The sequence below is a fragment of the Kluyvera genomosp. 2 genome, from assembly GCF_036759865.1.
Lineage (GTDB): Bacteria > Pseudomonadota > Gammaproteobacteria > Enterobacterales > Enterobacteriaceae > Kluyvera > Kluyvera ascorbata_B.
In genome coordinates, this window is record NZ_JAPKIA010000016.1 from 36,548 (window position 1) to 62,395 (window position 25,848).

Consider the following 25,848-nt stretch of genomic DNA (forward strand, 5'->3'; position numbering starts at 1 on the left):
CACGGCTCTCTCCCAAGAGCCATTTCCCTGGACCGAATACAGGAATCGTATTCGGTCTCTTTTTATCTGCCGTATGCACTCAGCAGGACAAGCTCCGCGGGAATCCGTTAGCTTGTTAACCCAATGTAAACAGATTCTCGCTCCCATCCAAGCACTTTTGTACAATTTAGCGACTTTTTTTTCTTTTTATAAAGTGACAATAGTCGCAGACGAAATACAAAATGCTAAGAACTCATATTTTTCCGAAAAATAGATATGTCGCTAATAATATTATTTGTCGCGTTAAAAAGTTTATTTTCTATTGTGAATTAAAATCTCTATTTTTTTTGCTAAAAAAGGCGCATGCTTTGCGGCGAGTTGAGCCACAGCCTGCCACACCGCGCCATACCTCTGTTGACCACCGTTTTGTAAATAAACGTCTGGGCAGTGAATTTGTCGAACGTAGCACTGTCCAACGATTATACGTACCGCATAAAGACAAATGAACGGACTCGTTTTTTTCCTTACGCGTTACCCTTGCATTACGTTGCTGGAAACAATGATGTCCAAAAAATTTGATACCGCTTTACTTCATCCCCGTAACGGGTTGAAGTGGTTCGCTCTGGCCTCTTTATGGCTGGTGGTGCAGTTGCCGTACCCACTCTTACACCTGCTTGGCACTTCTCTTGGTAAAGCGTCACGACGTTTTTTAAAGCGCCGTGAGCAAATTGCCGCGCGCAATATTGAGCTTTGCTTCCCGAATATGGATGCCGCACAGCGGGAAAAGCTGATTGAACAAAACTTTATGTCACTGGGAATGGGGCTTATCGAAACCGGTATGGCCTGGTTCTGGAGCGATGCCCGCGTTAAGAAATGGTTTGACGTTGAAGGTTATGCCAACCTGATGGACGCGCTGAAAGAGCAGCGCGGCGTTATGGTGGTGGGCGTGCACTTTATGTCACTGGAGCTCGGCGGTCGTGCGATGGGGCTGTGCCGTCCAATGATGGCAACTTACCGTCCGCATAATGACCCGCTGATGGAATGGGTGCAAACCACCGGTCGTCTGCGTTCGAACAAAGCGATGATCGATCGCCGTAACCTGCGTGGTCTGGTGCAGGCGCTGAAGGCCGGTGAGGCCGTCTGGTTTGCGCCGGATCAGGACTACGGTCCGAAAGGCAGCGTCTTTGCGCCGTTTTTCTCGGTAAACGAAGCGGCGACGACCAACGGTACCAACGTGCTGTCGCGCCTTTCCGGCGCGGCGATGCTGACCGTGACCATGGTGCGCAAGCCGTGTCAGCGTGGCTACACGCTGCATATTAGCGAAGCCATGACGGATTATCCGTGCGGTGATGAGATCTCCGCTGCGTGCTATATGAACAAAATTATTGAACGCGAAATCCTACGTGCGCCGGAGCAGTATCTGTGGGTGCATCGCCGTTTCAAAACCCGGCCGCGCGGAGAGGCGTCACTGTACAAAGCCGTACCGCACGCGAAATAAATAACCCGCCTTTGGGCGGGTTCCTTTTGGGTTAGACAAGCCGCATAACCCAGGCGTCGGACGGTCGATCGTAGCGTTGACGATAGAGAACGGAATGTTCGCCATCAAGAAGGGCCGGGATGCTGATATCAGCGTCCCAGGCATCTAACTGCATGCATAAATCAGGATCGGACTTGCAAGGAATGCTTAACGTTCGCTCGCCGTGCTGATCGGCGTGCATCACGGCATCATCAATTTCGAATGCGCCGATGCGTACGCTGGTTTTACTCATAATGCTCTCCGTTAATCTGCTGACCGTTGTGGTACGACCAGTTAGGCCGTACCTTTTCAGCGTAGTCAACGCGGAGAATTCTGCCAGTCAAAAGGTGCGCTTTTTTTGTGCGCTACTCCGACCTGTTGGCAAAAAGCTTGCCGTCACGAACTAATTCACGGGGATAACTGTTTTTCAGCCGTGAGCCGATGCGTTTGGCCAGGCCCAGCGGGAATCCCTGGAAAGTGACAATCACATCGTCCGTGGCGGGCGACTGCTGCGGGTATACATCGCGGCCACGATACCATTCTTCCGCTTCTTCCAGCGTCAGCTCATGCCCTAACTTTCGGGTGTTTGCCAGCGCGATAACCGCTTCATGCTGCCAGCGGAAACCTTTATTGTGCGTTTCGGCAAGCTTAAGCCCGATACGGGAAAAACGAACTTTTCCCAGCAGAGGCGCAATCTCACCCGGGAATAGCCATATCTCTTTGTCGCGCTGCCACAGCGTCAGCGTATCGTCCCATTCAATACCGACCTTACGCGCAGCGTCGGCAACCGCCGCGGACTCGCGGCTTTTCATGGGCGCAAACGGGAATTTACCCACTTTATAGCCCGGAGCCGGTAGGGGATCGATGGCGGCGGTTTTACGCAAACGGGCGACGAAGAAGCCTTCACAGTCATAAATTTGCGGGAAGACGTGCAGAAAACCTTCTGGCGTCAGCGCCTGTTCCGCGCCAGGGAATAGCGTGCCCAGTGGCGCTATCTCTACCGCCTGTGGATAGCGCGCCAGCAGCCAGGCTACCACCGATTCGTTCTCGTCGCGGTTTAGCGTACAGGTTGAATAGACCAGCGTGCCGCCGGGGCGCAGTGCATGGAAGGCACTGTCGATCAGTTCACGCTGCGTATCGGCTATCGCCTGATTGCTCGCCAGCGACCAGTTTTTCAGTGCGTCCGCATCTTTACGCACTACGCCTTCGCCGGAACAGGGGGCATCTAACAGAATGGCGTCGAAGCATTCCGGCAGCGCGGCGCCAAATACGCGGCCGTCGAAGTGGGTCAGGGCGGTATTACTGATGCCGCAGCGGCTGATGTTGGCATGCAGCACTTTCACGCGGCTGGCGGAAAACTCATTGGCCAGCAGCATACCGCGATTGCCCATCCGCGCGGCAATTTGCGTGGTTTTAGAGCCTGGGGCCGCGGCAACGTCCATTACCCGCTCGGGGCGCTCGCCTTCGGCAAACAGCGCGGCCACCGGCAGCATTGAGCTGGCTTCCTGAATGTAAAACAGCCCGCTTAAGTGTTCGGCGGTGCTACCCAACGGCAGGGCGTCTTCCTCTTCGCGTTCAATCCAGAAACCTTCCGCACACCAGGGCACCGGCGTCAGCTGCCACCCATAGGGGGCGACCAGCGCCAGAAAATCATCCACCGTGATTTTCAGCGTGTTGATGCGAATGCTACGGCGCAGCGGGCGCTGGCAGGCAGCAAGAAAATCCTCAAAAGAGAGATGTGCGGGCATGGCCTCGCGCATCTGCGCAAGGAATTCATCAGGAAAATAGACAGAGTTTTGAGCCACTGGCGGATACCACAAGGAGATAACGAGCGCGCAGTCTAGCATAAAACGCGCCGGTGACGGGACACCGGCGCGTGAGGCTGGATGTTAACGCGGCAGGGCGGTGCCCCAATCGCGCCACTCTTTGGGTTCAGATTCCAGCAGCAGGAAGTGTTTACCTTCCTGCGCTTTCGGCGCCAGCGGCGTCCCCGGCGGCGTGGCGAAGGCGATACCGCCGCGAATGAACTGGTTGAAGGTGCCGGTTTTCACCACGCCGCCAATCAGGCCAAAGTCAAGGCTGTAGCCTGATGCCAGCCAGAACACCGAGTTGTTGCGCACCAGATGCTGGTAGCGCTGGCCGATGCGCAGCTCGACCATGACCCGGTCAGACAGGCTGCCGAGGTGCAGGCCGGTAATCGTGCCCACTTCGATACCGCGGAACAACACCGGCGTGCCGATGCTCAGCGAGCCGGCTTCTGGCGCCTCCACCACGACGTTCAGCCCGTTCAGGTAGCGGGAGTCGGCGATGGTGGCTTCCTGCAGCTCGAAGTCACGACGCAGCTCGCCGTGCCCCGGTTCAACGTTGACGTACGGCTGTAGCAGCGTGTCCAGGTGCTCGACGCCTGCCGCGGAGATCTGGGGGGTGATCACCGAGAAGCGCGTGCCGCGGCGAGCAAAGGTGTTGACGTACTCTGGGTACAGCACGGCGCTGGCCTGCACCTCGTTGCGAGAGGCGTTAAGCGCCAGGCTCTGCACCTGGCCGATATCGATACCGAGGTAGCGGATTGGCATACCGGCGGACAGTTTGTCCGCGTCGAAAGCGTGCAGCGTAATTTGACCACCGACGGCGCGGGCGGCCGTTTCTGACGGGAACAGCACACGTTTATCACCTTTGCGGGTGCCATTATTGGCTTCGCTGATGTTGTCAAAGCTCACAGCCCCCTTCAGCGCACGCGATAGCGGCGATGCTTGTACCGTTAGCCCGCTGCCGTTGAGCTGTACCTTCGCGCCGCCTTCTGCCCAGAAGACGCTACTTGGGGTCAACAAGGAACGGTATTCCGGTTTGATGTGCACGGCGATATCAAAGGCGTTGGCACGCGGCTGTACCGAGGTGACTTCACCGACCTCAAACTTACGGTACAGCACCACCGATCCGGTCTGAATATCCGGCAGCGTCTCGGCGGTAAGCATCAGGGTCGTGGTCGGGTAGTCGCTCAGGTTATTCTCCTGCGCTTTCTCCAGATTGGCGTACAGCGGATAGCTGTCCTTCATCGGCCCTTTTTCTCCGGGCAGAATACGAATGCCGCCGCTTAACCATTCATTAGCGCTGGCACCAAGGAACTCAACGCCATCAATCCCAACCTTGACGTCCATCTTGCTGTTGACGACGAATTTGCTGTCGCCGTGCAGCAGGTCGCGGTACTGCGGGTCAATAGCGATGGCGAAGGCGATCCCTTTTGCGCTTAGCGTGCGCTCCATCACCTGACCTATACGCACGCCGTGCAGCATAATCGGCTGCCCGGCTTCAATACCGTAGCTCTCCGGTGCCGTGAGGGTGAGCGTCATTACCCCGGGCTGCTGCAACAGGGTTTTATCCGCCGCCAGTACGGTAAAGCTGTTTTTTGGCGCGCCTTCGCCCGGTACCAGCTCAAAGGTACTGCCGGTCAGCAGTTGGCTGAGGTTGGTGTTTTCCAGCGACAGCTTCGGCTGGTGCAGTTCGATGCGCGTTCTTTCGCGCAGCAGCGACACCACGCTTGGATCGACGGTCATTTCACCGGTCACCGAGCTGTCAGGATTTAAGGTCATTTTGGTGAGCTGGCCGACCTCCAGTCCTTGATACAGCATCGGGGTCGAACCGGCTTTCAGCCCATCGCCGTTTGGCAGTTGGAGCTGAATCAGCACCCCGCGCTGGCTATGGGCGAGGTCTTCATACAGACCAAATTCGTCGTTTTGCGCAGCGGCCTGGGAGTCTGCCGGCGAGTCGAAGGCAATGGCGCCGTTAACCAGCGCCGCCAGGCTTTCCAGCTGCACTTTCGCGCCGCTGAGGCCTACGTCGGCCTTCACGCCGGAGACGTTCCAGAAGCGGCTGCCTTTTTTCACAAGGTTAGTGAAGCGACGCTCAATGAGCACGTCGATCGTCACGCCCTGGTTATTTGGGTTAATGGTGTAGTCGTACACGCGGCCAACCGGAATCTTGCGGAAATACACCAGCGACCCGCTGCTCAGCGAACCGAGATCCGGCGCATGCAGGTGAATCATCAGCTCGCCGTTATTCAGACGGTATTTCGGCTGCGTATCTAGTGCGGTAAAGCGATCGCTGGGCTCACCTTTACCGGGCATCATTCCGATATAGTTACCGCCAACCAGAGCATCAAGGCCGGAAACGCCGGCCAGAGAGGCTTTTGGTGTGACCAACCAGAACTGCGTATCCGTGCGCAGCGCGTCTTCCATGTCGCTTTTGATGCTGGCGCGCACTTCAATTTTGCTGCGGTCTTTTGCCAGGCGGATGTCCTGTACCGTCCCCACTTCTACGCCCTGGAAGCGCACAGGCGTGCGCCCGGGGACGATACCATCCGCCGACATAAAGTCGATGGTAATGGTCGTCCCGCGATCCTCGTAGCTATTCCAGATAAGCCAGCCGGCAATTATCAGCGCGATAACCGGCAGTAACCAGAACGGTGAAATGCGACGTTTTGTTTTAATTCGCGCTTCAGTCTGTGAAGCGGGCGTTTCCTGACTCATGTGCGTCCCAAAGTAAGCGGCTGTCCAGCCATTCAACAGCAAGGATAGTTAATATTACCGCAGCGCCAAAATAAAACGCAGCGGGGCCCATCGTGAAGGCGAGAAGCTGATCGCGATTGATGAGCGACATGGTTAATGAAATGACAAACAGATCGAGCATTGACCAGCGGCCAATCCAGGTCACAAAGCGCAGCAGCAGGATACGCGTGCGCAGCCCCTGTTCGCATTTAAACCGGATACTGAGCAGTAGCGTCAGCATCACGATAACTTTGGTGAACGGCACCAGGATACTGGCAAAAAAGACCACTGCGGCCACGGCAACGTTGCTGTTAGCCAGCGACATAATCCCGGAGAGAATGGTGTCTTCCTGGCGGCCGCCGTTGACATAAATAATCGATATCGGCAGCAGGTTCGCCGGAATCAGGAACACGATTGACGCGACCAGCGCCGCCCAGCTTTTTTGTAAACTCTGCTTACCGCGATGATAAAGCGGGGTGTGGCAGCGGCTACAACGCCCGCGCGCGTCGCGATAGCCCGTGTAGTGGCAGTTCAGACATACCTGAAGCGACGTGTCCGGCCGGGTGGCGGGGCGCTGCGGGTAGAAGCGTTCCCACAGCTGTTCGACGTTAAGGTGAATGAGCGTCAGGATGCTGAGTATGACCAGCGAAATATAGGCCAGCAGGCCAACACCCGGTTGTAAAAAAGCGTAGTCCTGAACTTTAATTGAGGCGACGGCGATGCCGACCAGGTAGATGTCGAGCATCACCCACTCTTTGAGTTTATCCAGCATCAACAGGACAGGACGCAGATTCATCCCTAGAATATTACCCAGCCAGAGATAGGCGATAGCGACAACCAGCACCGCCGGGGCGGCGACGGTACAGAAAAAGACCATTGCCGCCGTGACCGGGTCGCCGCTGTCGGTCATCTGCCAGATGCCGTGTAGCAGGTTGGCGTCAATGCGCACCCCGAGCAGGTGCAGACGCAGCAGGGGTTCGCTCCAGGCGAAGGGCATCAGCAGCAGCATGGTAATCGCCATGGCGCCCAGGCGCGTTAACGACCAATCGCGGCCGTCGCGCACTTTGGCGTTACAGCGTGGGCAGTAGGCACATTGCGATGATTTTACGACCGGTAACCGAAAAAGCATATCGCACTGCGGGCAACGTTGGTAATGTGCCCACGGTAGTGGTTCGCTCACCGCGTGAATGCGTATTTTCTTTGTCGGCGTTATAGATGATATTTTCAGTGCCATTTATTACATTGATAAATGAATGTATAACTCTATCTTAACCTAAGTATGGATTCATCTTGAGCCCGAACGCACTTAATGCGTATTTTATCAGGCCAGAGAATGGGTAACGAACCAGTAACATCGTAAACAACAGTGATTGAATAATGAGCAAAACAGAATTTTACGCGGACCTTAACCGTGATTTTCAGGCATTAATGGCAGGTGAAACAAGTTTCTTAGCGGTAATCTCTAACACCAGCGCGCTGCTGTATGAGCGTCTGTCCGACGTAAACTGGGCCGGTTTCTATCTGCTGGAAGGCGATACGCTGGTTCTCGGGCCGTTCCAGGGCAAAATTGCCTGCGTGCGAATCCCGGTTGGGCGCGGCGTTTGCGGCACCGCGGTGGCGGAAAATCGCGTTCAGCGTATTGCAGATGTTCATGCTTTTGATGGGCACATTGCCTGTGATGCGGCCAGCAACGCCGAAATCGTGTTACCGCTGCAGGTAAACAATCAGGTGATTGGCGTGCTGGATATTGATAGCACCGCGTTCTCGCGCTTTAGCGAAGAGGATGAACAGGGCTTATGTGAACTGGTCGGCCACCTGCAAAAAGTGCTTGAAGCCACCGATTATCAAAAATTCTTTGCACCCGTCGCAGGATAATCAACGGATAACGTAGCATTTACGGATGGCGTCATTATAATGTCGCCTGTTCATGCCTGCGGCTTGTTGGCTACGTCCGTTGTAATCAGGAAATTTCATGGAAAATCAACCTAAGTTGAATAGCAGTAAAGAAGTTATCGCATTTTTAGCCGAACGTTTTCCGCAGTGCTTTAGCGCGGAAGGTGAAGCTCGTCCTCTGAAAGTCGGTATTTTTCAGGATCTCGTCGAGCGTGTTGAAGGGGAAATGAACCTCAGCAAAACCCAACTGCGTTCCGCATTACGTCTTTATACTTCAAGCTGGCGCTACCTTTACGGTATCAAAGCCGGTGCCGTTCGCGTCGATCTCGACGGCAACCCATGCGGTGAGCTGGACGAGCAGCACGTTGCACACGCACGTCAACAGCTTGAAGAAGCCAAAGCTCGCGTTCAGGCGCAGCGCGCTGAACAGCAGGCGAAAAAACGCGAAGCGGCCGCTGCGGCGGGCGAGCAGGGTGATGCGCCACGTCGTGAGCGTAAACCGCGTCCTCCGGTACGCCGTAAAGAAGGGGCCGAGCGCAAGCCGCGCGCTGCTGCTGCAAAACCGGCTGCTAAACCGGCTCGCGAAGTGCGTGAAGAAAAACTGACGCCGGTATCCGATCTGTCTGCGCTGACGGTCGGTCAATCCCTGAAAGTTAAAGCGGGCAATAGCGCTATGGATGCAACGATCCTGGAAATTACCAAGGATGGCGTTCGCGTTCAGCTTACTTCTGGTATGTCAATGATTGTACGCGCAGAACACCTGGTGTTCTGAAACGGAGGCCGGGCCAGGCATGAACAAATTTTTTAGGCTCTCCGCGCTTGCTGGCCTGTTATTAATAACAGGCCAGGCCGTAGCGGTAGAAGATATTACCCGTGTTGATCAGCTTCCTATTCTTAAGGAAGAGACTCAGCACGCCACGGTAAGCGAGCGCGTGACATCGCGCTTTACCCGTTCCCACTACCGCCAGTTCGATCTCGACCAGGCCTTTTCGGCTAAAATTTTTGACCGCTATCTGAACCTGCTGGACTACAGCCACAACGTGCTGCTGGCCAGCGACGTGGCGCAGTTTGCGGCGAAAAAGGGTCAGATTGGCGACGAGCTTCGTTCAGGCAAACTTGACGTCTTCTACGATCTTTACAATCTGGCGCAAAAACGCCGCTTTGAGCGCTATGAATATGCGCTGAAGGTGCTCGATCGTCCGATGGACTTCACCGGTAATGACACCTTCAACCTCGATCGCAGCAAAGCGCCGTGGCCGAAGGATCAGGCTGAGTTGAACGCCCTGTGGGACAGTAAAGTGAAGTACGACCAGCTGAGCCTCAAGCTCGCCGGTAAAGACGACAAAGAAATTCACGACACCCTGGCGCGACGCTATAAGTTCGCGATCCGTCGCCTGGCGCAAACCAACAGCGAAGACGTGTTCTCATTGGCGATGACGTCGTTCGCCCGCGAGATCGACCCGCACACCAACTACCTTTCACCGCGCAACACCGAACAGTTCAATACCGAGATGAGCCTGTCTCTTGAAGGGATTGGCGCGGTGCTGCAAATGGACGACGATTACACCGTGATTAACTCCATGGTGGCTGGCGGCCCGGCGGCGAAAAGCAAGGCCATTAGCGTAGGCGATCGCATCGTCGGCGTGGGCCAGTCGGGTAAAGGGATGGTTGATGTCATCGGCTGGCGTCTTGATGATGTGGTCGCGCTGATTAAAGGGCCGAAGGGCAGCAAGGTGCGCCTGGAGATCCTGCCGGCCGGTAAAGGCTCTAAAACGCGTATTGTGACGCTGACCCGCGAGCGCATCCGTCTGGAAGACCGCGCGGTGAAAATGACGATCAAAGGTACCGGCAACGAGAAAGTGGGGGTTCTGGATATTCCTGGCTTCTACGTTGGCCTGACCGAAGACGTCAAGGTACAGCTGCAGAAGCTGGAAAAACAGAACGTCAGCAGCATTATTATCGATCTGCGTAGCAACGGCGGCGGTGCGCTGACCGAAGCGGTTTCGCTTTCCGGTCTGTTTATTCCGTCCGGCCCCGTGGTGCAGGTGCGCGATAATAACGGTAAGGTGCGCGAAGATAGCGACAACGACGGCGTCGTTTACTACAAAGGCCCGCTAGTGGTGCTGGTTGACCGCTTCAGCGCCTCGGCGTCGGAAATCTTCGCTGCGGCGATGCAGGACTACGGCCGCGCGCTGGTCGTCGGCGAACCGACCTTCGGTAAAGGCACCGTGCAGCAGTATCGTTCGCTGAATCGTATCTACGATCAGATGCTGCGCCCTGAATGGCCGGCATTGGGCTCCGTCCAGTACACCATTCAGAAGTTCTACCGCATTAACGGCGGCAGTACGCAGCGTAAAGGCGTCACCCCGGACATCATGATGCCGACCGGTACCGAAGAGACCGAAACCGGCGAGAAGTTCGAGGATAACGCGCTGCCGTGGGACAGCATTAACGCAGCCACCTACGTGAAGTCGGGCGATATGGCACCGTTCGAGCCGCAGCTGCTGAAGCTGCATGCCGATCGTATTGCCAAAGATCCTGAGTTCCAGTACATCGCGAAAGATATCGCACATTTCAATGCGCTGAAGGACAAGCGCAGCATCGTTTCTCTCAACTACGCCCAGCGTAACAAAGAGAACGAGGAAGATGATGCGACGCGACTGGCGCGCGTAAACGATCGCTACAAGCGTGAAGGCAAACCGCCAATCAAGAAACTTGACGATCTGCCGAAGGATTATAAAGAGCCGGATCCGTATCTGGATGAGACGGTCAATATCGCTATTGACCTGTCGAAGCTGGAGAAGGCGACCTCCGCTGAACAGCCGGCGGCAAGCAAGTAACCCCCCAACAGGCACAAGCAATTGTGCCTGTTTTTTTATCTCCCGCAGCTTCTCGTAAACAACGATGCTACAAAATGTAAAGTTGTGTCTTTCTCGTGACTTAGCCTCACGTAATCGTTGAAAATTCCCGGATTACCCATACGATATGGGTAATCGCATAGTGCGTTTTGTTAAAAAGAGGTTAAAAGTAAATTATGATGCGAATCGCGCTCTTCCTGATGACCAACCTGGCGGTGATGGTCGTATTTGGGCTGGTGCTAAGCCTGACGGGAATTCAGTCGAGCAGCATGACCGGTCTGCTGATTATGGCGCTGCTATTTGGTTTTGGCGGTTCCATTGTGTCGTTGATGATGTCTAAGTGGATGGCGCTGAAGTCGGTGGGCGGCGAGGTCATTGAACAGCCGCGTAATGAGCAGGAACGCTGGCTGATGGAAACCGTTGCCCGCCAGGCGCAGCAGGTGGGTATCGCTATGCCGCAGGTTGCGCTTTACCATGCGCCGGATATTAACGCCTTTGCCACCGGCGCGCGCCGTGATGCATCGCTGGTCGCCGTGAGCACCGGCCTGTTGCAGAACATGAGCCGTGACGAAGCTGAGGCGGTTATCGCGCATGAAATCAGCCACATCGCTAATGGTGATATGGTTACCATGACGCTGATTCAGGGTATCGTGAACACCTTTGTTATCTTTATCTCCCGCGTGATTGCGCAGATTGCAGCCGGTTTCCTCGGCGGTAACCGCGACGACGGCGAAGAGAGCAGTAACGGCAACCCGCTGATTTACTTCGCGGTGGCAACGGTGCTGGAGCTGGTGTTCGGTATTCTGGCAAGCATTATCACCATGTGGTTCTCGCGCTATCGTGAATTCCACGCAGATGCCGGTTCGGCGAAGCTGGTTGGCCGTGAGAAAATGATCGCGGCGCTGCAGCGCCTGAAAACAAGCTATGAGCCGCAGGAGGCCAGCAGCATGATGGCATTCTGCATCAACGGTAAGTCGAAGTCGCTGAGCGAAATGTTCATGACTCACCCGCCGTTGGATAAACGTATTGAAGCGCTGCGCAGCGGCGAATACATGAAGTAATCGGCGTTGCCGAAAATGAAGCCAGCCCGTCAGTCACGGGCTGGCTTTTTTTTAGCCGCGGTTTTGCGGCGGCTCTGCCTTCAAATCAATAATCCGGCCGATGTTATCGTGATAGACCGTAAGCAGGTTGTACTGGCTCAGCTCCGAAATCATCTGCGGCGCAATATTAAAGCTCCTGGCAAGTTCGTCATTCTCCAGCGACGCCAGGCGAGCATGACGTCGGGCATGCGTTCGTCGGCGGTTGTACTGATACCAGATAATCAATAGCCAGCCGTTGGCGACGGCAATCAGCAGGTACACCAGCAGCGTATTGAATGCTTCGATGGCGGTATCCCAGCGCTGACCGCTGCTTTCCGTCAGCTTCATCACCAGATTGACATAAAGGAAAAACAGAAAGCCACACCAGGCGATCAACGTTAATACTGCATCAAAGCAGCGGGGCAGCAGGCGGTGTTCGGTTAAGATAACGCAATGCTCGCTCATGACATTCTTCCTTTTCCACGATCGGGACTCACCCAGCGTGCACGGGCGCGCTGGCGTTTCAGCATGACTTTGGGGAACGCGACGACAGTGGTGAGCATGCCTATCATCCAGTACACCATCGGAAACCAGATAACCCAGAACAGGGAGGTTGCAACCTGTTTTTCATAGCGACGTTCGATAAACAGGCTGACGGCGAACTGCAGTAGACACATCACCCCCAGCAGCAGTCCGGTGAACTCCGGTGGAAACAGGCTTTTGACGGCCAGATTTTCCGGAAGCGGCGCGAGGTAGCTGAGCACAAACAGCAGCACCGTCACCGCGTAGGCGAAAGCCCACAGCGTAGAGAGCGTGTATTCTGCAAATAGCGGCCACATGCGGTGGTGTTCCCAATAAAATAACTTGCGCAGGTTGACCCAGAAAACCTCTGCGCCGCCCTGCGCCCAGCGTAGCCGCTGCTTCCAAAGTCCTTTTAGCGTTTCGGGCATCAGGATCCAGCACAACGCGCGTGGTTCAAAAAAAATGTCCCAATGGCGTAGCTGTAGTTTCCAGCTGATATCGATGTCCTCGGTGATCATATCGGGGCTCCAGTAGCCGACGTCGGCCAGCGCCTGTCGGCGGAAAGCCGCAATGACGCCGGATACGGTAAATACCCGGCCATATATGCGCTGCGTTCGCTTGATAAGACCGATAATGGAGGAAAACTCGCCAACCTGAATGCGGCCAATCAGCGTAGATCGCGTGCGAATTCGCGGATTGCCGGTGACCGCGCCAACGTGCGGATACTGAATCAGCGGGGCGACCAGATAGGCCGCCGTATCGCGGTCGAGCAGCGCATCGCCGTCGATACACACCAGCAGATCGCCTCTGGCCGCCGCTGCACCGGCTTTTAGCGCCACGGCCTTACCCTGATTTTCTGCCAGATGAATGACCCGCAGGTGCGGCTGCTCGTGCGCAAGCTGCTCAAGCACCTCGGCGGTGTTATCAGATGAACCGTCGTTGATGGCGATCACCTCAATGTGCCGATACCGCTGCGCCAGCGCGGCGGCGATGGTTTCTCGCGCATTTTTCCCTTCGTTAAAACAGGGAATCAGAATAGATATCAGCGGCTCGCCGCTGAGTTCGGGCGGCGGCATTTCATCACTCCACGGCCAGTGACGTTCGAGCTGGAACCAGAAGTAAAGGCCGCCGGTCACCCACAGTACGGACATAAACAGCGGCCAGAAGAAGACGAAATCGAGAATCAGTTCACCGGTAAAAATGGCCGCGACGCCCAGCGGCAGACCCAATACCAGTCCTAAAATACAAAAAGCAATAAGGCGATCAGTCATTGTTTGGGTACCAGTACGAAGAGAACGCGGACCGAATATGAGAAATATCGGGCTGGTTATTAATGAAATCGTCGGGGTAATAGCCATAGTTTTTCACGCCGTTGAGCTGAAGCACCTGCATCCACTTCACCAGTAGGGCGTCAGGAACGGCGTTTTGCTGTCGTTGGTTCCAGTCTTTGGCCTGCAGTTCGAAAATGGTTTTGTTCAGCGCGCCAGGGCGTGCTGCCACCGTGCGTACCAACTGCGACAGCCAGGCATGGCTTTGTGCGGGCGAAATTGACTCCATCAGCGGCATGGCCATGGGTACCGTCCAGTCATAGGCGGCAAGAAAATCATCAAGATTCTGGGCAAACCAGGTTTCGCTTTTCGGTTCAAGCAACGGTAGGGCAAAAATATTACGCGCGGTCTGTATCTGTGGACCGCGAATGCGCTGCGTGGCCTGGCTTAACTGAAGCGTGAAGGCGGTGAGCGCCTGACTTTTGAAACGGGTCCACGCTTCTTGTGCGGCGGGGCTGTGCGCCATCTCCGCGATAGCGGTGGTTGAACCGGTTTGTCGCCATGCGCTGAGGGCTTCCGGTCCGGCATCCTCAAAATCACTTAACACCGCATCATCGTGGAACAGAATGCCGTTGAACGGAGCGTAGCGGGCCAGGTCTTCGTAGAGATCCGTTATCTGGCGGCGCGCCTGCGTGTTCCACGGTGACAGCCTGATATAAGGCTCAGTGGCCGTCAGCGTGCGACCGCTCTGCGGATCCCAGCGCTGTACGCGGGGAAGGGGGGGCGCGAGGTTGAAGGCCAGCACCGGCATCCAGGCGAACACCTTAACCCTGCCACGAGTCTGAAGCTGCCAGGAGACGAAGTTAAACAGATCGGCCCGCACGGGGAGCCAGCGATTCGGGAAATAGAGCGCTTTCACGTTGCCATCGCCCTGCGGATCGGAAAACGCCTGTAAAAAAACGTGGCTGATTTTCATGTCGTAGACCCGCTGCACCAGCCTGTCGATATTCCGGGTTTGCTGGGCAATATCCGGGTCGTAGAGATAGTCGAGGTCGACGTGCATCACTCGCACCACCTCCGGTTCCTGCGCCTGCGTAACCATGCTGGCAAAGGCTTTCAGCGAGGGGTTTCCTGAAATCAGCATGCGCGGAATGTTGTCGATATTGCGTGCATCGCCAAGGCCGTCGGCCAGCGTAAAGGCCAGTTGATACCCCTGTTTTTTAGCTATTGCCAGCGTGACGCCGTTGGCTTCGCCGTAAGGCCAAACCCAGGCACGCGGCGCTTTTCCCGTCACCGAGCTGATTTTCTCGGTCACTTTGCGCACGTCCTCGCTAATGCGCTGGGTAAATTGTTGGTCGGTTTCATAGCGGCCGCTTTTCCGATCGTAAAACCGATTGGCAATCGCCGGTTCCAGGCTTCCCTGCGGGTTAGCCGGAAGACCGTAATGTGAGGCCCAGGTATGCGCCCCCACTTCAACCAATGATGAACGGCTCACTTCTTGCACCATCTGCCAGGTGGCGAAGCGATCGCGCGGCGTCATCAACCCGCCGAAATTGACCTTCTGCCCGGCGGGCGTATCCACCCAGCTACCGACAGGTGCCCATAGTGCGGGGACGTTCCATGCCTTCAGCAGAGGCCAGACGCGGGTGTAAAAGCTGCTGTATCCATCATCGAAGCTCAGTAAGAAAGCCTTCGGCGGCAATGTCTTGCGCGATGCGTGCGCATCGATAATATCCTGCACGCTGACGGCGTGATAACCGTTGTGCAGCAGCCAGCTTATCTGTTCATTGAGCGCGCTGGTGCGAACGGCCAGATAACGCTGCTCGACAACATCATCTTCAACGTCGTGATAACCCAGCACCAGAAAATGATTTTTCGGCCACGGCTGGCTGGCAGCCAGCGGGGAGCGATCCTGTGGGGCGATAAACGGTACCGCTTGAGCGCAGACGGCTGCGCTCAGGCATAGCCAGCCGAGGGTTACCAGGCTGATACGGAGACGTATATTCAGCATATTCATCCTTAAAACCGTAAAGTTGCATCAAAGGTGACGGCGAGATTGCTTTCCCGTTTGCCATCGTAAGGGCGTTTATCCCAATTGAGCATCAGCCCGGTATCGAGAACGTTATTCCACTGGATACGCTGCCCGTAGCCGAGGAGAGTGATAGCGCCAGGGGATTGTTGCTTCTGCCAGTAAACGCCGCCGCCAGCGAGGATTTGTTGGCTCCAGAGCGTGTCGTAATGTCGATACATCTCGTGGTCAAGGGTCAGCGAAGCCGCCGTAGTGAGATCCCTGGAAGGGTTGTAATACAGCGTGTCTGCACGGCTGTTGGTGCTGCTGGATATTTCTGGCCCGAGGGTGAGCGTCATTGAAGGCCGCTGCCATATCCGCTCTTCGCCGGTTATGTTGTATTCCTGTCGACGGTTACCGTCAGAGAAATCACTGTAAGCGGCGCTGAGGCGATAGTTACGCTGCTCGTTCTGATACCAGTGTACCGAAGCGGCAGCCCGATTAGCGCTGATGCCATTGCGCAGCGCCCGCAGCGGCGTGGAGCGCGAGATACGCTCCAGTTCGCCGCCAAACTGCCAGCTATCGACCGGGCGATACTCGCCGATAATACGTCCGCCGGGCTTGCTGCCTCCGTGAAAGTGGTTGCTGGAGAGCTCGATTTCTCCCCTAAAATCGCGTGGCCGCCACTCCAGGCCGCCAAACAGGTGATGGGCGGAACCGTTACCTTCATCAAAATGGCCTTGCGCAAAGCGGGTGCCCGCAAAAGGCCGCCAGCTGTCCGCCATGGGCGGGCCGTAGAGCGTGGCATCCCAGGACAGATCGCGGGAGCCGCTGATCGGGTTGTCGGAATACAGCCCTTTAGTGGCGTTAACGCGTAGCTCGGAAAAATGCTGAATATCGCGCATCCTCGCCAGCTTTTGTGCGCTGCGATCTTTTGGCGTACGGGCGATAACATCATCCGTCAGTAAATCCATCTGTCGCCACTCATGCAGATCCATGGCGATGTAGGCCTGCTGGCTTTCCAGCGCAATATTGGTCGGCTCCAGCGCTTCAGCCATTTTGAGCCTGCGTTCGGCGCTTCTGGGTTGGCCGCGGGCCTGCAATACGGTGGCGTAATCAATCTGCAAACCCTGATTCCCCGGTGCGGAATCGGCCAACTGCCGGGCAAGGGTTTGTGCCTGCGCCAGCGTGTTGCTTGCCGTCAGATACTGGACGTTGAGCGATTGGCCGATAAGCCAGAGGTCATTAGGCTGCGCGCTGGGATCGCCGGGGTTATAGCGAGCCCAAGGGGTATGTTGCATGACGCGGTCCACGTATTGCCGCGCAGCAGGGTATTGACCAGTATCCAGTAAAGAGAAGAACAGTTCGTTTTGCTCATCCTCCGCATCCGGGACATAACCGGGGTACCGGGCGAGAAGCGTCTGGGCGGCGGCGACATCTTGTTGTTCCAGATAGGCCGAAATGACCCAGCCGATGGCCCAGTCGGGGATGGCCTGATGTGCGGCGGCCAGCGCAAGATATTCATGGGTAACTCCCGGGTAATCGGCATTGGCGTAGAGTGCGCCAAGCCGGTCGATACGGGCACGTAGAATGTCCGGCTGCGCGTCAGGATTATTTTTCCAGCGTGTTAGCAACGCCTCGTAGCGGCCGAGCGCCTGCTGTGCCAGATGGTAGCGCTCGCGCTCAGTACGCGTAGGGAGCACGGCAAGACGCACGATTTCAGCCACCGCGTTGAGAGCCAATTGCCGTTGTTGGGCAGGCGAAAGCTTCGCTTCAGAAGCATGTCTTTGCGCGGGCGTATCAACGCGGTTGCGGCTTAATGCCGTTACCCACTCGCTAAGCAACGCGCTATCACGGGAGTTCTGGGTGAGCGCGAGGGTATCGTTTAACAGCCGATCCCACTCTTTTCCCTGCTGTTGGTACACATAGGCGAGCGTTTGCCGATGCGCTGGGGTAGGGCTTTCGGCGAGCAAACCGCGCGCGGCTTCCAGCGCCAGGGTATCCTGACGGGCGTCGGCCAGCGTTTTGATGTAACCAATACGGTAGTCATCCTTATTGGGTGCCAGCGTCAGCGCCTGCTGCCATAGCAATAGTGCCGTTTGCCACTGCTGAAGGTTTCGGGCGGCCTGCGCCGCGGCCGCAAGCCCGCGCGCTGGCAGCGGCATATACACCTGATAGCGCTGCCAGAGGTGAATGACGTCCCGGTCGTCTCCGGCCCATAATGCAACCTGTAACCAGTCGGCCACCTGCTCGGCATTTAAGGCGCGATGCTGCTGATAGCGCTGAACGTAAATAAGAAATGGCCGATAATTACCGTTACCTGCCTGCTGAATCTTTTGTTCATATATGGATTCAGCACCGTGAACCAGATTCGGAATGAGTAATATCAGGCTAACTGAAAGCGATAATGCCGAGTTGAGATAACCGTGCGCTTTATTGTGTTGAAACGAACTATCCATATCTATTTACCATAGCTGTATCCAGAGTCCATGACAAAACGTGGCTGCCTTTCAATCCTGATTCAGGGAAAGGTAATAATGGTGATGACGCGATTGTTCTTTTGCAGTGTCTAACTTACCTTTAGGTAATAATGAATTTTCCTCGTGATCGGGCCGTGTGAACGCTAATATACACCTGATATGTTTGGCGATAAATATACGACAAATGGCTGCTATATTTTAGGATTTATCTGTAGATGGCTGCAATCTTATGATTTATCTCAGCATGTTTTTTATTTTTAAACTATTGATAATGATCTATTTTGTTGGTTTTTAAGTATTAATTTTTGTCGTTGTGTCATGCGCGTCTCGTCGAAGAAAAAGACATTTTATCCGCTAATATTTAGGACGTTTTATGACAAAAAATCTTAATCTTATAATCGGCATCTTTTCTGTGGTTGTTTTTTAATTATAATTACGACTCGTCATTACTGTGCTGCAGGTGGTGTGTGCTTCATATGACGGAGAGAGGGAATCAAATTAACCGCGTTTGTCACCATTATAATAAGCCATGCAATGGAGGTTGTCTTTTCTCCTGAAAGGATGTTCCTGCTTTAATGTATAAGGGATGATTTGTGGCAACATCTATACTGCTCGTCACGCAAGACAGCTACCTCGTCAGAGGCATTGAACTGTTGTTTCCTGATATTATCCAGTTAGATTCGATCGACCGTAAGGTATTTGATGGTGGTGCCGATGAGTATTCAGTATTGATTGATAGCCGGTCGCCGCTCCACTGCTATGACTATCTGATCCTTGATGCCATGCGCTCGAAAAAACCGATCTCCTGTATCATGCTGGATATGCGCTATCGTGAAGCCGAGATGCTAAATATGAAGGTATTTTTACACAGCCTACTCGCGCCGACGGATACGGCCGCGCTGTTTACGCTGCTGTTAAATATGAAAAGCCGTCGTTTGACGCCGGTCTGGTTAGAGAACCTGGCGCTCAGCGCTTGCGAAAAGCGCATGCTGCGTCTTTTAATGGCCGGGAGAACCATGGAGGAGGTGGCCGATGCGTTAAATACGTCGGCACGGGGACTTTATCGTCAGCGAACAGAACTGTCTGAGCGTCTTGGCGTGGAGAACTTTAATGAGGCCTGCCTGTTTATCTTCAAAAATAATCTGCTGGAGGCGGTGGACGATACCGGCCTGTTAGGTCGGCGGCGGGTATCGTCTGGATAATGCGGGTTAGCTTTGGGCGCGCGGCTGCGTTACGCGCAGGCCGCTGAACAGCGTAGCAATGACCGCGAGCGCGCCTGCCAGCAGCAAAGAGACGTGGGTGCCGCCGTTGCCAAAGAGGTTAAACATCAGTGCAACCAGCGCGGCGCCGGTGCTCTGACCAAGCAGCCGAGCAGTGCCCAGCATGCCGCTGGCGCCGCCGCTGCGGTTGCGCGGCGCGGAAGCGATAATCGTGTGGTTGTTGGGCGACTGGAACAGACCAAAGCCTGCGCCACACAGCAGCATACGCCAGATGATATCGAGGTCGCTCGGCGATGCGGGCAGCAGCGCCAGCGCAAACAGCCCACAGGCCATCACCCCCATCCCTAACGCCCCAAGCAGCCCCGCGTGAACCCGCTCAATCAGATAGCCCGCCAGCGGGGCCATTACCATGGTAGCCAGCGGCCATGGCGTTAATAGCAGACCGGTTTCCACTTCGCTACGCCCGACAACGGTCTGTAAAAAGAACGGCAGGGAGACCAGCGCCAGCATTTGCGCACAGAACGAACATATCGATGTGCAGATTGACAGCGAAAACAGCGGAATACGCAGCAGATCAACCGGCAGCAGCGGTACCGGGAGGCGCAGCTGGCGGCGAACGAAGAAGAAGCCAATGACCAGCAGCGCGACCACTTCGGCCAGCACCAGCGTGGTCGACTGCCCCTGGGCAAAGCTACTGAGTGCGGTAATCAACAGGCCGAAGGTCAGTGCATTCATGACTGCGCTCGGCAGATCGAAACGCGGTTTATCGCTGTGGCTGGCATTTGATGGCAGGAAGCGTACGGCTAACAGCCAGGCAATAATGCCGAGCGGTACGTTAATCAGAAACAGCCACTGCCAGGAGGCCAGCGATAGAATTGCGGCGGCAATCGTCGGGCCTGCCGCCGAGGATACCGCCACGACAAATGAGTTGATTCCCATCCCGCGCCCAAGCTGGCGCTGCGGGTAAATCAGACGAATTAATGCCGTGTTGACGCTCATCAGCGCTGCGCCGCCAAAGCCCTGAGCGATACGCGCGAGGGTCAGCATTTCCAGCGAATGCGAGAACGCGCACAGCAGCGAGGTGAGGGTGAAAACGACCAGCCCTGCTTTATAGATACGGTGATAGCCAATCATATCGCCAAGAAAAGAAAGAGACAGCAGGGAGATGACGATAGCAATTTGATAGGCATTCACGATCCAGATGGACGCTGCGGGCGACGCGTTCAGGTCGCTGGCGATGGTCGGCAGCGCAACGTTGGCGATGGCTCCGTCGAGAACGGCCATCGTAATGCCGATGACAATCGTCAAAATGGCACCGTAGCGCTGAGGCAACGGCAGGCCATCAATCATGTTTTTAGTCATGTGGGAATTTGTTTATGATGAAATTATTAACCGGAGAATGATTCTAGCATTGATTAATCAATTGAATGTCGAAGATTTGTAACCAGGTCACAGAAGTTTCATTGCTACGGCGGCCTTGCGAAATTATAATAAAAACCGGTTCTAATATTTATAAAACAGTTGCGATGAGGTGATAAATGTCAGCAGCAGATTTGGACAAACAGCCAGATTCTGTCTCTTCGGTACTAAAGGTATTTGGTATCCTGCAGGCACTTGGCGAAGAACGCGAGATTGGCATTACTGAACTTTCGCAGCGCGTCATGATGTCGAAAAGCACCGTTTATCGCTTTTTGCAAACCATGAAATCGTTGGGCTACGTTGCCCAGGAAGGGGAGTCCGAGAAGTATTCGCTGACCCTGAAGCTGTTTGAGCTTGGCGCACGTGCGCTGCAAAACGTCGACCTGATCCGCAGTGCCGACATCCAGATGCGTGAACTCTCTCGTCTGACGAAAGAGACCATCCACCTGGGCGCGCTGGATGAAGACAGCATTGTCTACATTCACAAAATCGACTCCATGTATAACCTGCGTATGTATTCCCGCGTCGGTCGTCGTAACCCGCTGTACAGTACGGCAATCGGGAAAGTGCTGCTGGCCTGGCGCGATACGGCTGAAGTGCGTCAGATTCTTGAAGGCGTGGAGTATAAGTGCAGTACCGAGCGTACGATTGCGAATACCGACGAGCTGATTACCGTGCTCGAGCAGGTGCGCAAGCAGGGCTACGGTGAAGATAACGAAGAGCAGGAAGAAGGGCTGCGCTGTATCGGTGTGCCGGTATTCGACCGTTTTGGCGTGGTCATCGCCGGGCTGAGTATCTCGTTCCCGACGCTACGTTTCTCTGAAGAACGTCTGCATGAGTATGTCGAGATGTTGCATACTGCGGCGCGTAAAATTTCCGAACAAATGGGTTATAACGATTACCCATTCTGATGGTGAAATGAAAAAAAACCGGCAAATAGCCTAATGCTGGTCAGTTAAGGCGTTGAATTCAGAAGCTGGAACGGTAGGCCGGATAAGGCGTTTACGCTGTCATCCGGCAATCAGCGCAGTGTGCCGGAGGGTGCTTTGCTTATCCGACCTACGAATTTAGCTTAACTGACAGGTATCAGGCAAATAGCCGGTTTTTTTACGTCTGGCGTTAGCCTTGATCGACGACGCTAACGCTTTTGCGCAGCAGCGGGCAGCTCGGACGGCCGACAACGCCGTTGTCACCGTGCAGATAAAATGCGGTGCTAAATCCCTCTGCGGTCAGATACTTACACTGTAGTCCTAACCCTCCGGCGGTCTTCTGGCTTCCCGCCAGCACGCCGTAGCCGCTCAAAAGAACCCCAATCGCGATAATGACCAGGCAAACGATGGTTCTGATTAACAAGCGCATAAACATTCCTCTTCTATTATATCTATCATCAATACTACCGTAACGTGATAACGCATTGATACAAGTCTATGATTCCTAAAAGCACGAGATGCCATTACAGTTAGCCGCGGTTTAAGGTTAGCATGCTAATTTGGTTGCATCTGAATAAGAATTCATGCGGAGAGTGGAGTGAAAAAGTTTCGGTGGGTATTACTGATACTCGTGATTGCCGCCTGCCTGCTGCTCTGGACACAGATGATCAACGTGATGTGCGATCAGGACGTTCAGTTTTTCAGCGGAATTTGCAGCATTAACCGGTTTATACCCTGGTAAAACATTTTTGCCGGCAGCATTTCCTTCCGTAATGTGAGTGGTAGAATAGATCGTTCCTTTTGAGGTGGTAAAATGAGTGATCTTGTAAGTTCTGGGGCATTAAATCTGGCATCTCTGGCGTTATCCTTCCTGCTGCTGTTAGTCGGCCTGGTTCTGTGGTTCTTTGTGAACCGCGCCAGCTCCCGCGCTAACGAGCAAATCGAACTCCTTGAATCGCTGCTCGATCAGCAAAAGCGCCAGAATGCGCTGCTGCGTCGTCTGTGCGAAGCAAACGAGCCCGAGAAGAAAGAAGAAGACGCGCCAAAAGCTGAAGAAGTAGAAGAAGACGACAAAGATGATTTTATTCGCCTGGTTGCCGAGCGATAAACACTTTGCGTGATGACACCGCGCAGCCTGCAATGGGCTGCCGGACCGCAACGCGCTGCACCAAAGCGGTGCGTACTCCATCCCCCCATCACTGTTCGTCACCTTTGCGCGCCGTTGGCATGATTTTGCGCAAACGTGGTTGAGCGCGCTTCACCGATATTCCTCCTGCTGAAGATCTAACCTTATGTTGTTGTTATTTATCATTCATTGATGTTTTCTATTTAACTCAACATTATTATCGATGGTATTAATGTTGTAGCGTCGCTTAATAACCAGGCAATCCCGGCTTGCATAATGCAAATCATAATAGCGAAACGTTTTTATTGCCTAATCATGAAGCAATGTCACGAAACGATCATTATTTTGGTGCAATATAGTTAGCGCAATTAAGCAGTACGTCCTGAGAAGGGGCGGCAACAGAAGAACGCCTTATAACTAGCCGGTAAACCGGCGGGCATGAAAGTTATAGCGAAAATAATCTAACGATATAAATTTTTTATGAAGCGGTAGGCAAAATCTGGACGCAGGATAAAAGTTGGTCTATGTTAAAAAAGTCTTACGTTACCGTAGGCTAGGTCACGTATCAGGCTGTCTGGCAAAGACCTGCAGCGCATTCTTGTCGGTGGAAAAGCGCCGGTGAGCAAATGATTTGTTGGGATTTGTGCGGCCGATCGACTCGCGTTTAAAAATGGCTTGCCATTATTTACGTTGTATGTGATAACACGTTTTGGGTTAAACGAGGTACAGTTCTGTTTATGTATGGCATTATCAGTAAAGAAGTTCTGAGTAAACACGTTGACGTTGATACCGCTTCTCTGCCGAACCTTATATTAGTGCCTCATGCAGTCATGTCTCAGTTTTATCTATGAAAACGCCTGCGGGCGCAGAAAACACTCTAAGGAATTTTGCAAATGGCAAAGATTAAAGGTCAAGTTAAGTGGTTCAACGAGTCTAAAGGTTTTGGTTTCATTACTCCGGCTGACGGCAGCAAAGATGTATTCGTACACTTCTCTGCAATCCAGGGTAACGGCTTCAAAACTCTGGCTGAAGGTCAGAACGTTGAGTTCGAAATTCAGGACGGCCAGAAAGGCCCAGCGGCTGTTAACGTAACCGCTATCTGATTCGACGACCACTGATCTTGCGGCGCGCAAGCGCAACATTATCAGACATAAAGCCTCGCAATTGCGGGGCTTTATCATTTATACCCCCTGCGATTTCCCCCTCGCTTTACCTTCCGCCGCTGCCAGAATAGCGGTACACTTCGCCCTTTGTTATCAAGCCGGAGTTGCTATGTCCTACAGTTGTCCGCTCTGCCACGCGCCGCTCACGCGCAGCGGCAATAGTTACCTTTGCCCGCAGCACCACCAGTTTGACCGGGCGAAAGAGGGCTACGTCAACCTCCTGCCGGTCCAGCATAAGCGCTCCCGCGATCCGGGCGACAGCGCTGAGATGATGCAGGCGCGACGCGCGTTTCTCGATGCCGGGCACTATCAGCCGCTGCGCGATGCCGTTTGCGATAAGCTACGCATGATTGCGCCGCGGCAGGTACTGGATATCGGCTGTGGTGAAGGCTACTACACCCACGCGTTCGCCGCTGAAGCGCAGGAAACGTGGGGGCTCGATGTGTCGAAAACGGCGGTTCGCTACGGCGCGAAGCGTTATCCGCAGGTGAATTTCTGCGTCGCCTCCAGCCAGCGTCTGCCGTTTGCCGACGGCTGCATGGACGCGGTGATCCGCATTTATGCCCCGTGTAATCCGCTGGAACTGAAGCGCGTGGTGAAGCCTGGAGGGTGGGTCATTACCGTGACGCCCGGCCCACGTCATCTGGTCGAACTGAAGGGATTAATCTACAGCGAAGTGCAGCTGCATGCGCCGCATTCGGAAGTGATTGAGGGTTTTACGCTGCACAGCCATGAAGCGCTGGCCTATCCGATGGCGTTGACCGGCAGTGAAGCGGTTACGCTATTACAGATGACGCCGTTTGCGTGGCGGGCGAAGCCGGACGTGTGGGATGCACTTAAGCAGCGCAGCCAGTTTGACTGCCAGACGGATTTTGCCATCCACGCCTGGCAGCGAGAGGCGGATTAACCCATAAAGTGGGCGTAGAGGATCTGCGCGCCAATCGCGATCAGCACAATCCCGCCAAGAATTTCGGCTCGTTTACCCAGCAGCGGGCCGATGAAACGGCCTACCATCATACCCAGCGTCGACATCAGGAAGGTGGCGCAGCCGATAGCGAAAGCGGTCGCCAGGATGTTGACCTGAAGGAATGCCAGGCCTACGCCGACGGCCATTGCATCGAGGCTGGTGGCGATGGCCGTGGTGACCAGTAGCCAGAAGCCGTGACGGCGCGGCGCTTCTTTTTCTTCTTCGTCGTCATCGCCACGGACGCCCTCGACGATCATACGTCCACCGAGGAATACCAACAGCACAAACGCGACCCAGTGGCTCCATTCCATGACGAAGCGGCTGGCCAGCATGCCCAGCCCCCAGCCAATAAGCGGCGTCAGCATTTCAATCACACCAAAAATAAGACCGGTGCGCAGGGCTTCAGAGAATTTAGGTTTATGCAGGGTTGCGCCTTTACCAATTGATGCTGCGAATGCATCCATTGACATGCCTAAGGCAAGGAGGATAGTGGCGGTTAAATTCATGAGCGTGTCCAGACCGGGAAGTTTCCATACGACACATTCCTGCCCCCAGTAATCAGCAGTAAATGCGTCTATGGTCTCGCTTGACTACTGACGTAATCCGTACGCACCACGTTTTGCAACGAGTATGTTGACACGTACATTCCCAGCAAGTGGAAATCAGCTACTCCCCAACGACGGGCGCAACCTTAACATATTTTTAGAATATAAAACAACTCTTGCTATTGCATATTTTATCGTTTAATGATAACGATTTTCATTTAGATTTATTGCGTAATCAAGAAGTTAAAAAATAGGAAGTCATTTGGCGGAATAAACATAGCCAACGCTATATTACGACTGTTTGAATATAACACAGTTATAGCGATGGCTATATT

General features: G+C 54.5%; 22 protein-coding genes and 1 pseudogene. 12 read left to right on the plus strand and 11 right to left on the minus strand.

Translation table 11 applies throughout. The features are described from left to right. The first annotated feature begins 541 nt into the window (after positions 1–541). The gene (lpxP, locus tag V6942_RS17340) at positions 542–1,477 is read left to right on the plus strand and encodes a kdo(2)-lipid IV(A) palmitoleoyltransferase (RefSeq protein WP_106927738.1); all 936 of its coding nucleotides are present in this window, start codon (positions 542–544) and stop codon (positions 1,475–1,477) included. 31 nt (positions 1,478–1,508) lie between these two features. Here the strand turns inward: lpxP and V6942_RS17345 are convergent, their stop codons facing one another. From V6942_RS17345 to yebS, 4 genes are all read right to left on the minus strand, one after another. Then, on the minus strand, positions 1,509–1,748 hold the full coding sequence (locus V6942_RS17345) for a DUF1480 family protein (protein ID WP_106927736.1): 240 nt from the start codon (positions 1,746–1,748) through the stop codon (positions 1,509–1,511). Between the two features lie 112 nt (positions 1,749–1,860). After that, on the minus strand, positions 1,861–3,300 hold the full coding sequence (rsmF, locus tag V6942_RS17350) for a 16S rRNA (cytosine(1407)-C(5))-methyltransferase RsmF (protein WP_106927911.1): 1,440 nt from the start codon (positions 3,298–3,300) through the stop codon (positions 1,861–1,863). A gap of 84 nt (positions 3,301–3,384) precedes the next feature. Next, complete coding sequence (locus tag V6942_RS17355; protein WP_106927734.1) at positions 3,385–6,018, minus strand: PqiB family protein; 2,634 nt, start codon at positions 6,016–6,018, stop codon at positions 3,385–3,387. Then, the gene (yebS, locus tag V6942_RS17360) at positions 5,987–7,270 is read right to left on the minus strand and encodes a membrane integrity lipid transport subunit YebS (protein WP_106927732.1); all 1,284 of its coding nucleotides are present in this window, start codon (positions 7,268–7,270) and stop codon (positions 5,987–5,989) included. Before yebS ends, V6942_RS17355 begins: the two co-directional genes overlap by 32 nt. A gap of 143 nt (positions 7,271–7,413) precedes the next feature. Between yebS and V6942_RS17365 the strand changes: the two genes are divergently transcribed. From V6942_RS17365 to htpX, 4 genes are all read left to right on the plus strand, one after another. Further along, positions 7,414–7,911, plus strand: coding sequence for a GAF domain-containing protein (locus tag V6942_RS17365; protein WP_106927730.1), 498 nt, complete (start codon positions 7,414–7,416; stop codon positions 7,909–7,911). A gap of 97 nt (positions 7,912–8,008) precedes the next feature. Next, a complete protein-coding gene (gene proQ / locus V6942_RS17370) occupies positions 8,009–8,701 on the plus strand; it encodes an RNA chaperone ProQ (RefSeq protein ID WP_333501559.1) in 693 nt (230 codons plus the stop codon). A 19-nt stretch (positions 8,702–8,720) separates the two neighbouring features. Then, the gene (prc, locus tag V6942_RS17375; RefSeq protein WP_333501560.1) at positions 8,721–10,769 is read left to right on the plus strand and encodes a carboxy terminal-processing peptidase; all 2,049 of its coding nucleotides are present in this window, start codon (positions 8,721–8,723) and stop codon (positions 10,767–10,769) included. Between the two features lie 194 nt (positions 10,770–10,963). Continuing rightward, complete coding sequence (gene htpX / locus V6942_RS17380) at positions 10,964–11,848, plus strand: protease HtpX (RefSeq protein ID WP_106927724.1); 885 nt, start codon at positions 10,964–10,966, stop codon at positions 11,846–11,848. Positions 11,849–11,899: 51 nt separating this feature from the next. Here the strand turns inward: htpX and pgaD are convergent, their stop codons facing one another. The 4 genes from pgaD to pgaA are packed head-to-tail and all read right to left on the minus strand — an operon-like array spanning position 11,900 to position 18,123. Continuing rightward, positions 11,900–12,331: a poly-beta-1,6-N-acetyl-D-glucosamine biosynthesis protein PgaD gene (gene pgaD / locus V6942_RS17385; RefSeq protein ID WP_106927722.1), complete on the minus strand. Its 432-nt coding sequence runs from the start codon at positions 12,329–12,331 to the stop codon at positions 11,900–11,902. Beyond that, the gene (pgaC, locus tag V6942_RS17390; protein WP_182965405.1) at positions 12,328–13,659 is read right to left on the minus strand and encodes a poly-beta-1,6-N-acetyl-D-glucosamine synthase; all 1,332 of its coding nucleotides are present in this window, start codon (positions 13,657–13,659) and stop codon (positions 12,328–12,330) included. The genes pgaD and pgaC overlap by 4 nt, the downstream gene beginning before the upstream one ends. Next, positions 13,652–15,667, minus strand: a complete 2,016-nt coding sequence (gene pgaB, locus V6942_RS17395; RefSeq protein WP_333501561.1) for a poly-beta-1,6-N-acetyl-D-glucosamine N-deacetylase PgaB — start codon at positions 15,665–15,667, stop codon at positions 13,652–13,654. Before pgaB ends, pgaC begins: the two co-directional genes overlap by 8 nt. Before the next feature lie 8 nt (positions 15,668–15,675). Continuing rightward, positions 15,676–18,123 (minus strand): poly-beta-1,6 N-acetyl-D-glucosamine export porin PgaA, encoded by a 2,448-nt coding sequence (gene pgaA, locus V6942_RS17400; protein ID WP_333501562.1) that lies wholly within the window; start codon positions 18,121–18,123, stop codon positions 15,676–15,678. A 614-nt stretch (positions 18,124–18,737) separates the two neighbouring features. Here pgaA and V6942_RS17405 point away from each other — a divergent pair. Next, positions 18,738–19,346: a helix-turn-helix transcriptional regulator gene (locus tag V6942_RS17405; RefSeq protein ID WP_106927714.1), complete on the plus strand. Its 609-nt coding sequence runs from the start codon at positions 18,738–18,740 to the stop codon at positions 19,344–19,346. 6 nt (positions 19,347–19,352) lie between these two features. Here the strand turns inward: V6942_RS17405 and V6942_RS17410 are convergent, their stop codons facing one another. Next, positions 19,353–20,726: an MFS transporter gene (locus tag V6942_RS17410; RefSeq protein ID WP_106927712.1), complete on the minus strand. Its 1,374-nt coding sequence runs from the start codon at positions 20,724–20,726 to the stop codon at positions 19,353–19,355. A gap of 176 nt (positions 20,727–20,902) precedes the next feature. Between V6942_RS17410 and kdgR the strand changes: the two genes are divergently transcribed. After that, positions 20,903–21,694, plus strand: a complete 792-nt coding sequence (kdgR, locus tag V6942_RS17415) for a DNA-binding transcriptional regulator KdgR (protein ID WP_064544768.1) — start codon at positions 20,903–20,905, stop codon at positions 21,692–21,694. Positions 21,695–21,902: 208 nt separating this feature from the next. Here the strand turns inward: kdgR and V6942_RS17420 are convergent, their stop codons facing one another. Next, positions 21,903–22,142, minus strand: coding sequence for a YobH family protein (locus tag V6942_RS17420; protein WP_106927711.1), 240 nt, complete (start codon positions 22,140–22,142; stop codon positions 21,903–21,905). Positions 22,143–22,310: 168 nt separating this feature from the next. Between V6942_RS17420 and mgrB the strand changes: the two genes are divergently transcribed. The 5 genes and pseudogenes from mgrB (at position 22,311) to rlmA (ending at position 24,908) form a co-directional block, all read left to right on the plus strand. Continuing rightward, positions 22,311–22,454, plus strand: a complete 144-nt coding sequence (mgrB, locus tag V6942_RS17425; RefSeq protein ID WP_035891646.1) for a PhoP/PhoQ regulator MgrB — start codon at positions 22,311–22,313, stop codon at positions 22,452–22,454. A 72-nt stretch (positions 22,455–22,526) separates the two neighbouring features. Further along, entirely contained in the window at positions 22,527–22,820 is a 294-nt protein-coding gene (locus V6942_RS17430; RefSeq protein ID WP_106927709.1) for a YebO family protein, read from the plus strand. 755 nt (positions 22,821–23,575) lie between these two features. Beyond that, positions 23,576–23,719 (plus strand): annotated as a pseudogene (locus V6942_RS17435) (DUF2627 domain-containing protein). Positions 23,720–23,731: 12 nt separating this feature from the next. Continuing rightward, a complete protein-coding gene (gene cspE / locus V6942_RS17440; RefSeq protein WP_001062678.1) occupies positions 23,732–23,941 on the plus strand; it encodes a transcription antiterminator/RNA stability regulator CspE in 210 nt (69 codons plus the stop codon). A gap of 169 nt (positions 23,942–24,110) precedes the next feature. Beyond that, positions 24,111–24,908, plus strand: coding sequence for a 23S rRNA (guanine(745)-N(1))-methyltransferase (gene rlmA / locus V6942_RS17445; RefSeq protein WP_182930430.1), 798 nt, complete (start codon positions 24,111–24,113; stop codon positions 24,906–24,908). Here rlmA and mntP read toward each other — a convergent pair. Next, positions 24,905–25,474, minus strand: coding sequence for a manganese efflux pump MntP (gene mntP, locus V6942_RS17450; protein WP_106927703.1), 570 nt, complete (start codon positions 25,472–25,474; stop codon positions 24,905–24,907). The two genes, rlmA and mntP, sit on opposite strands and share 4 nt — an antisense overlap. Between the last annotated feature and the right edge of the window lie 374 nt (positions 25,475–25,848).

Excerpts from the sequence above, each read along its gene's own strand:
- lpxP (WP_106927738.1), top strand. The coding sequence starts at position 542 with ATGTCCAAAAAATTTGATACCGCTTTACTTCATCCCCGTAACGGGTTG.
- V6942_RS17345 (WP_106927736.1), bottom strand. The coding sequence starts at position 1,748 with ATGAGTAAAACCAGCGTACGCATCGGCGCATTCGAAATTGATGATGCC.
- V6942_RS17355 (WP_106927734.1), bottom strand. The coding sequence starts at position 6,018 with ATGAGTCAGGAAACGCCCGCTTCACAGACTGAAGCGCGAATTAAAACA.
- yebS (WP_106927732.1), bottom strand. The coding sequence starts at position 7,270 with ATGGCACTGAAAATATCATCTATAACGCCGACAAAGAAAATACGCATT.
- V6942_RS17365 (WP_106927730.1), top strand. The coding sequence starts at position 7,414 with ATGAGCAAAACAGAATTTTACGCGGACCTTAACCGTGATTTTCAGGCA.
- proQ (WP_333501559.1), top strand. The coding sequence starts at position 8,009 with ATGGAAAATCAACCTAAGTTGAATAGCAGTAAAGAAGTTATCGCATTT.
- prc (WP_333501560.1), top strand. The coding sequence starts at position 8,721 with ATGAACAAATTTTTTAGGCTCTCCGCGCTTGCTGGCCTGTTATTAATA.
- htpX (WP_106927724.1), top strand. The coding sequence starts at position 10,964 with ATGATGCGAATCGCGCTCTTCCTGATGACCAACCTGGCGGTGATGGTC.
- pgaD (WP_106927722.1), bottom strand. The coding sequence starts at position 12,331 with ATGAGCGAGCATTGCGTTATCTTAACCGAACACCGCCTGCTGCCCCGC.
- pgaC (WP_182965405.1), bottom strand. The coding sequence starts at position 13,659 with ATGACTGATCGCCTTATTGCTTTTTGTATTTTAGGACTGGTATTGGGT.
- pgaB (WP_333501561.1), bottom strand. The coding sequence starts at position 15,667 with ATGCTGAATATACGTCTCCGTATCAGCCTGGTAACCCTCGGCTGGCTA.
- pgaA (WP_333501562.1), bottom strand. The coding sequence starts at position 18,123 with ATGGATAGTTCGTTTCAACACAATAAAGCGCACGGTTATCTCAACTCG.
- V6942_RS17410 (WP_106927712.1), bottom strand. The coding sequence starts at position 20,726 with ATGACTAAAAACATGATTGATGGCCTGCCGTTGCCTCAGCGCTACGGT.
- kdgR (WP_064544768.1), top strand. The coding sequence starts at position 20,903 with ATGTCAGCAGCAGATTTGGACAAACAGCCAGATTCTGTCTCTTCGGTA.
- V6942_RS17420 (WP_106927711.1), bottom strand. The coding sequence starts at position 22,142 with ATGCGCTTGTTAATCAGAACCATCGTTTGCCTGGTCATTATCGCGATT.
- V6942_RS17430 (WP_106927709.1), top strand. The coding sequence starts at position 22,527 with ATGAGTGATCTTGTAAGTTCTGGGGCATTAAATCTGGCATCTCTGGCG.
- cspE (WP_001062678.1), top strand. The coding sequence starts at position 23,732 with ATGGCAAAGATTAAAGGTCAAGTTAAGTGGTTCAACGAGTCTAAAGGT.
- rlmA (WP_182930430.1), top strand. The coding sequence starts at position 24,111 with ATGTCCTACAGTTGTCCGCTCTGCCACGCGCCGCTCACGCGCAGCGGC.
- mntP (WP_106927703.1), bottom strand. The coding sequence starts at position 25,474 with ATGAATTTAACCGCCACTATCCTCCTTGCCTTAGGCATGTCAATGGAT.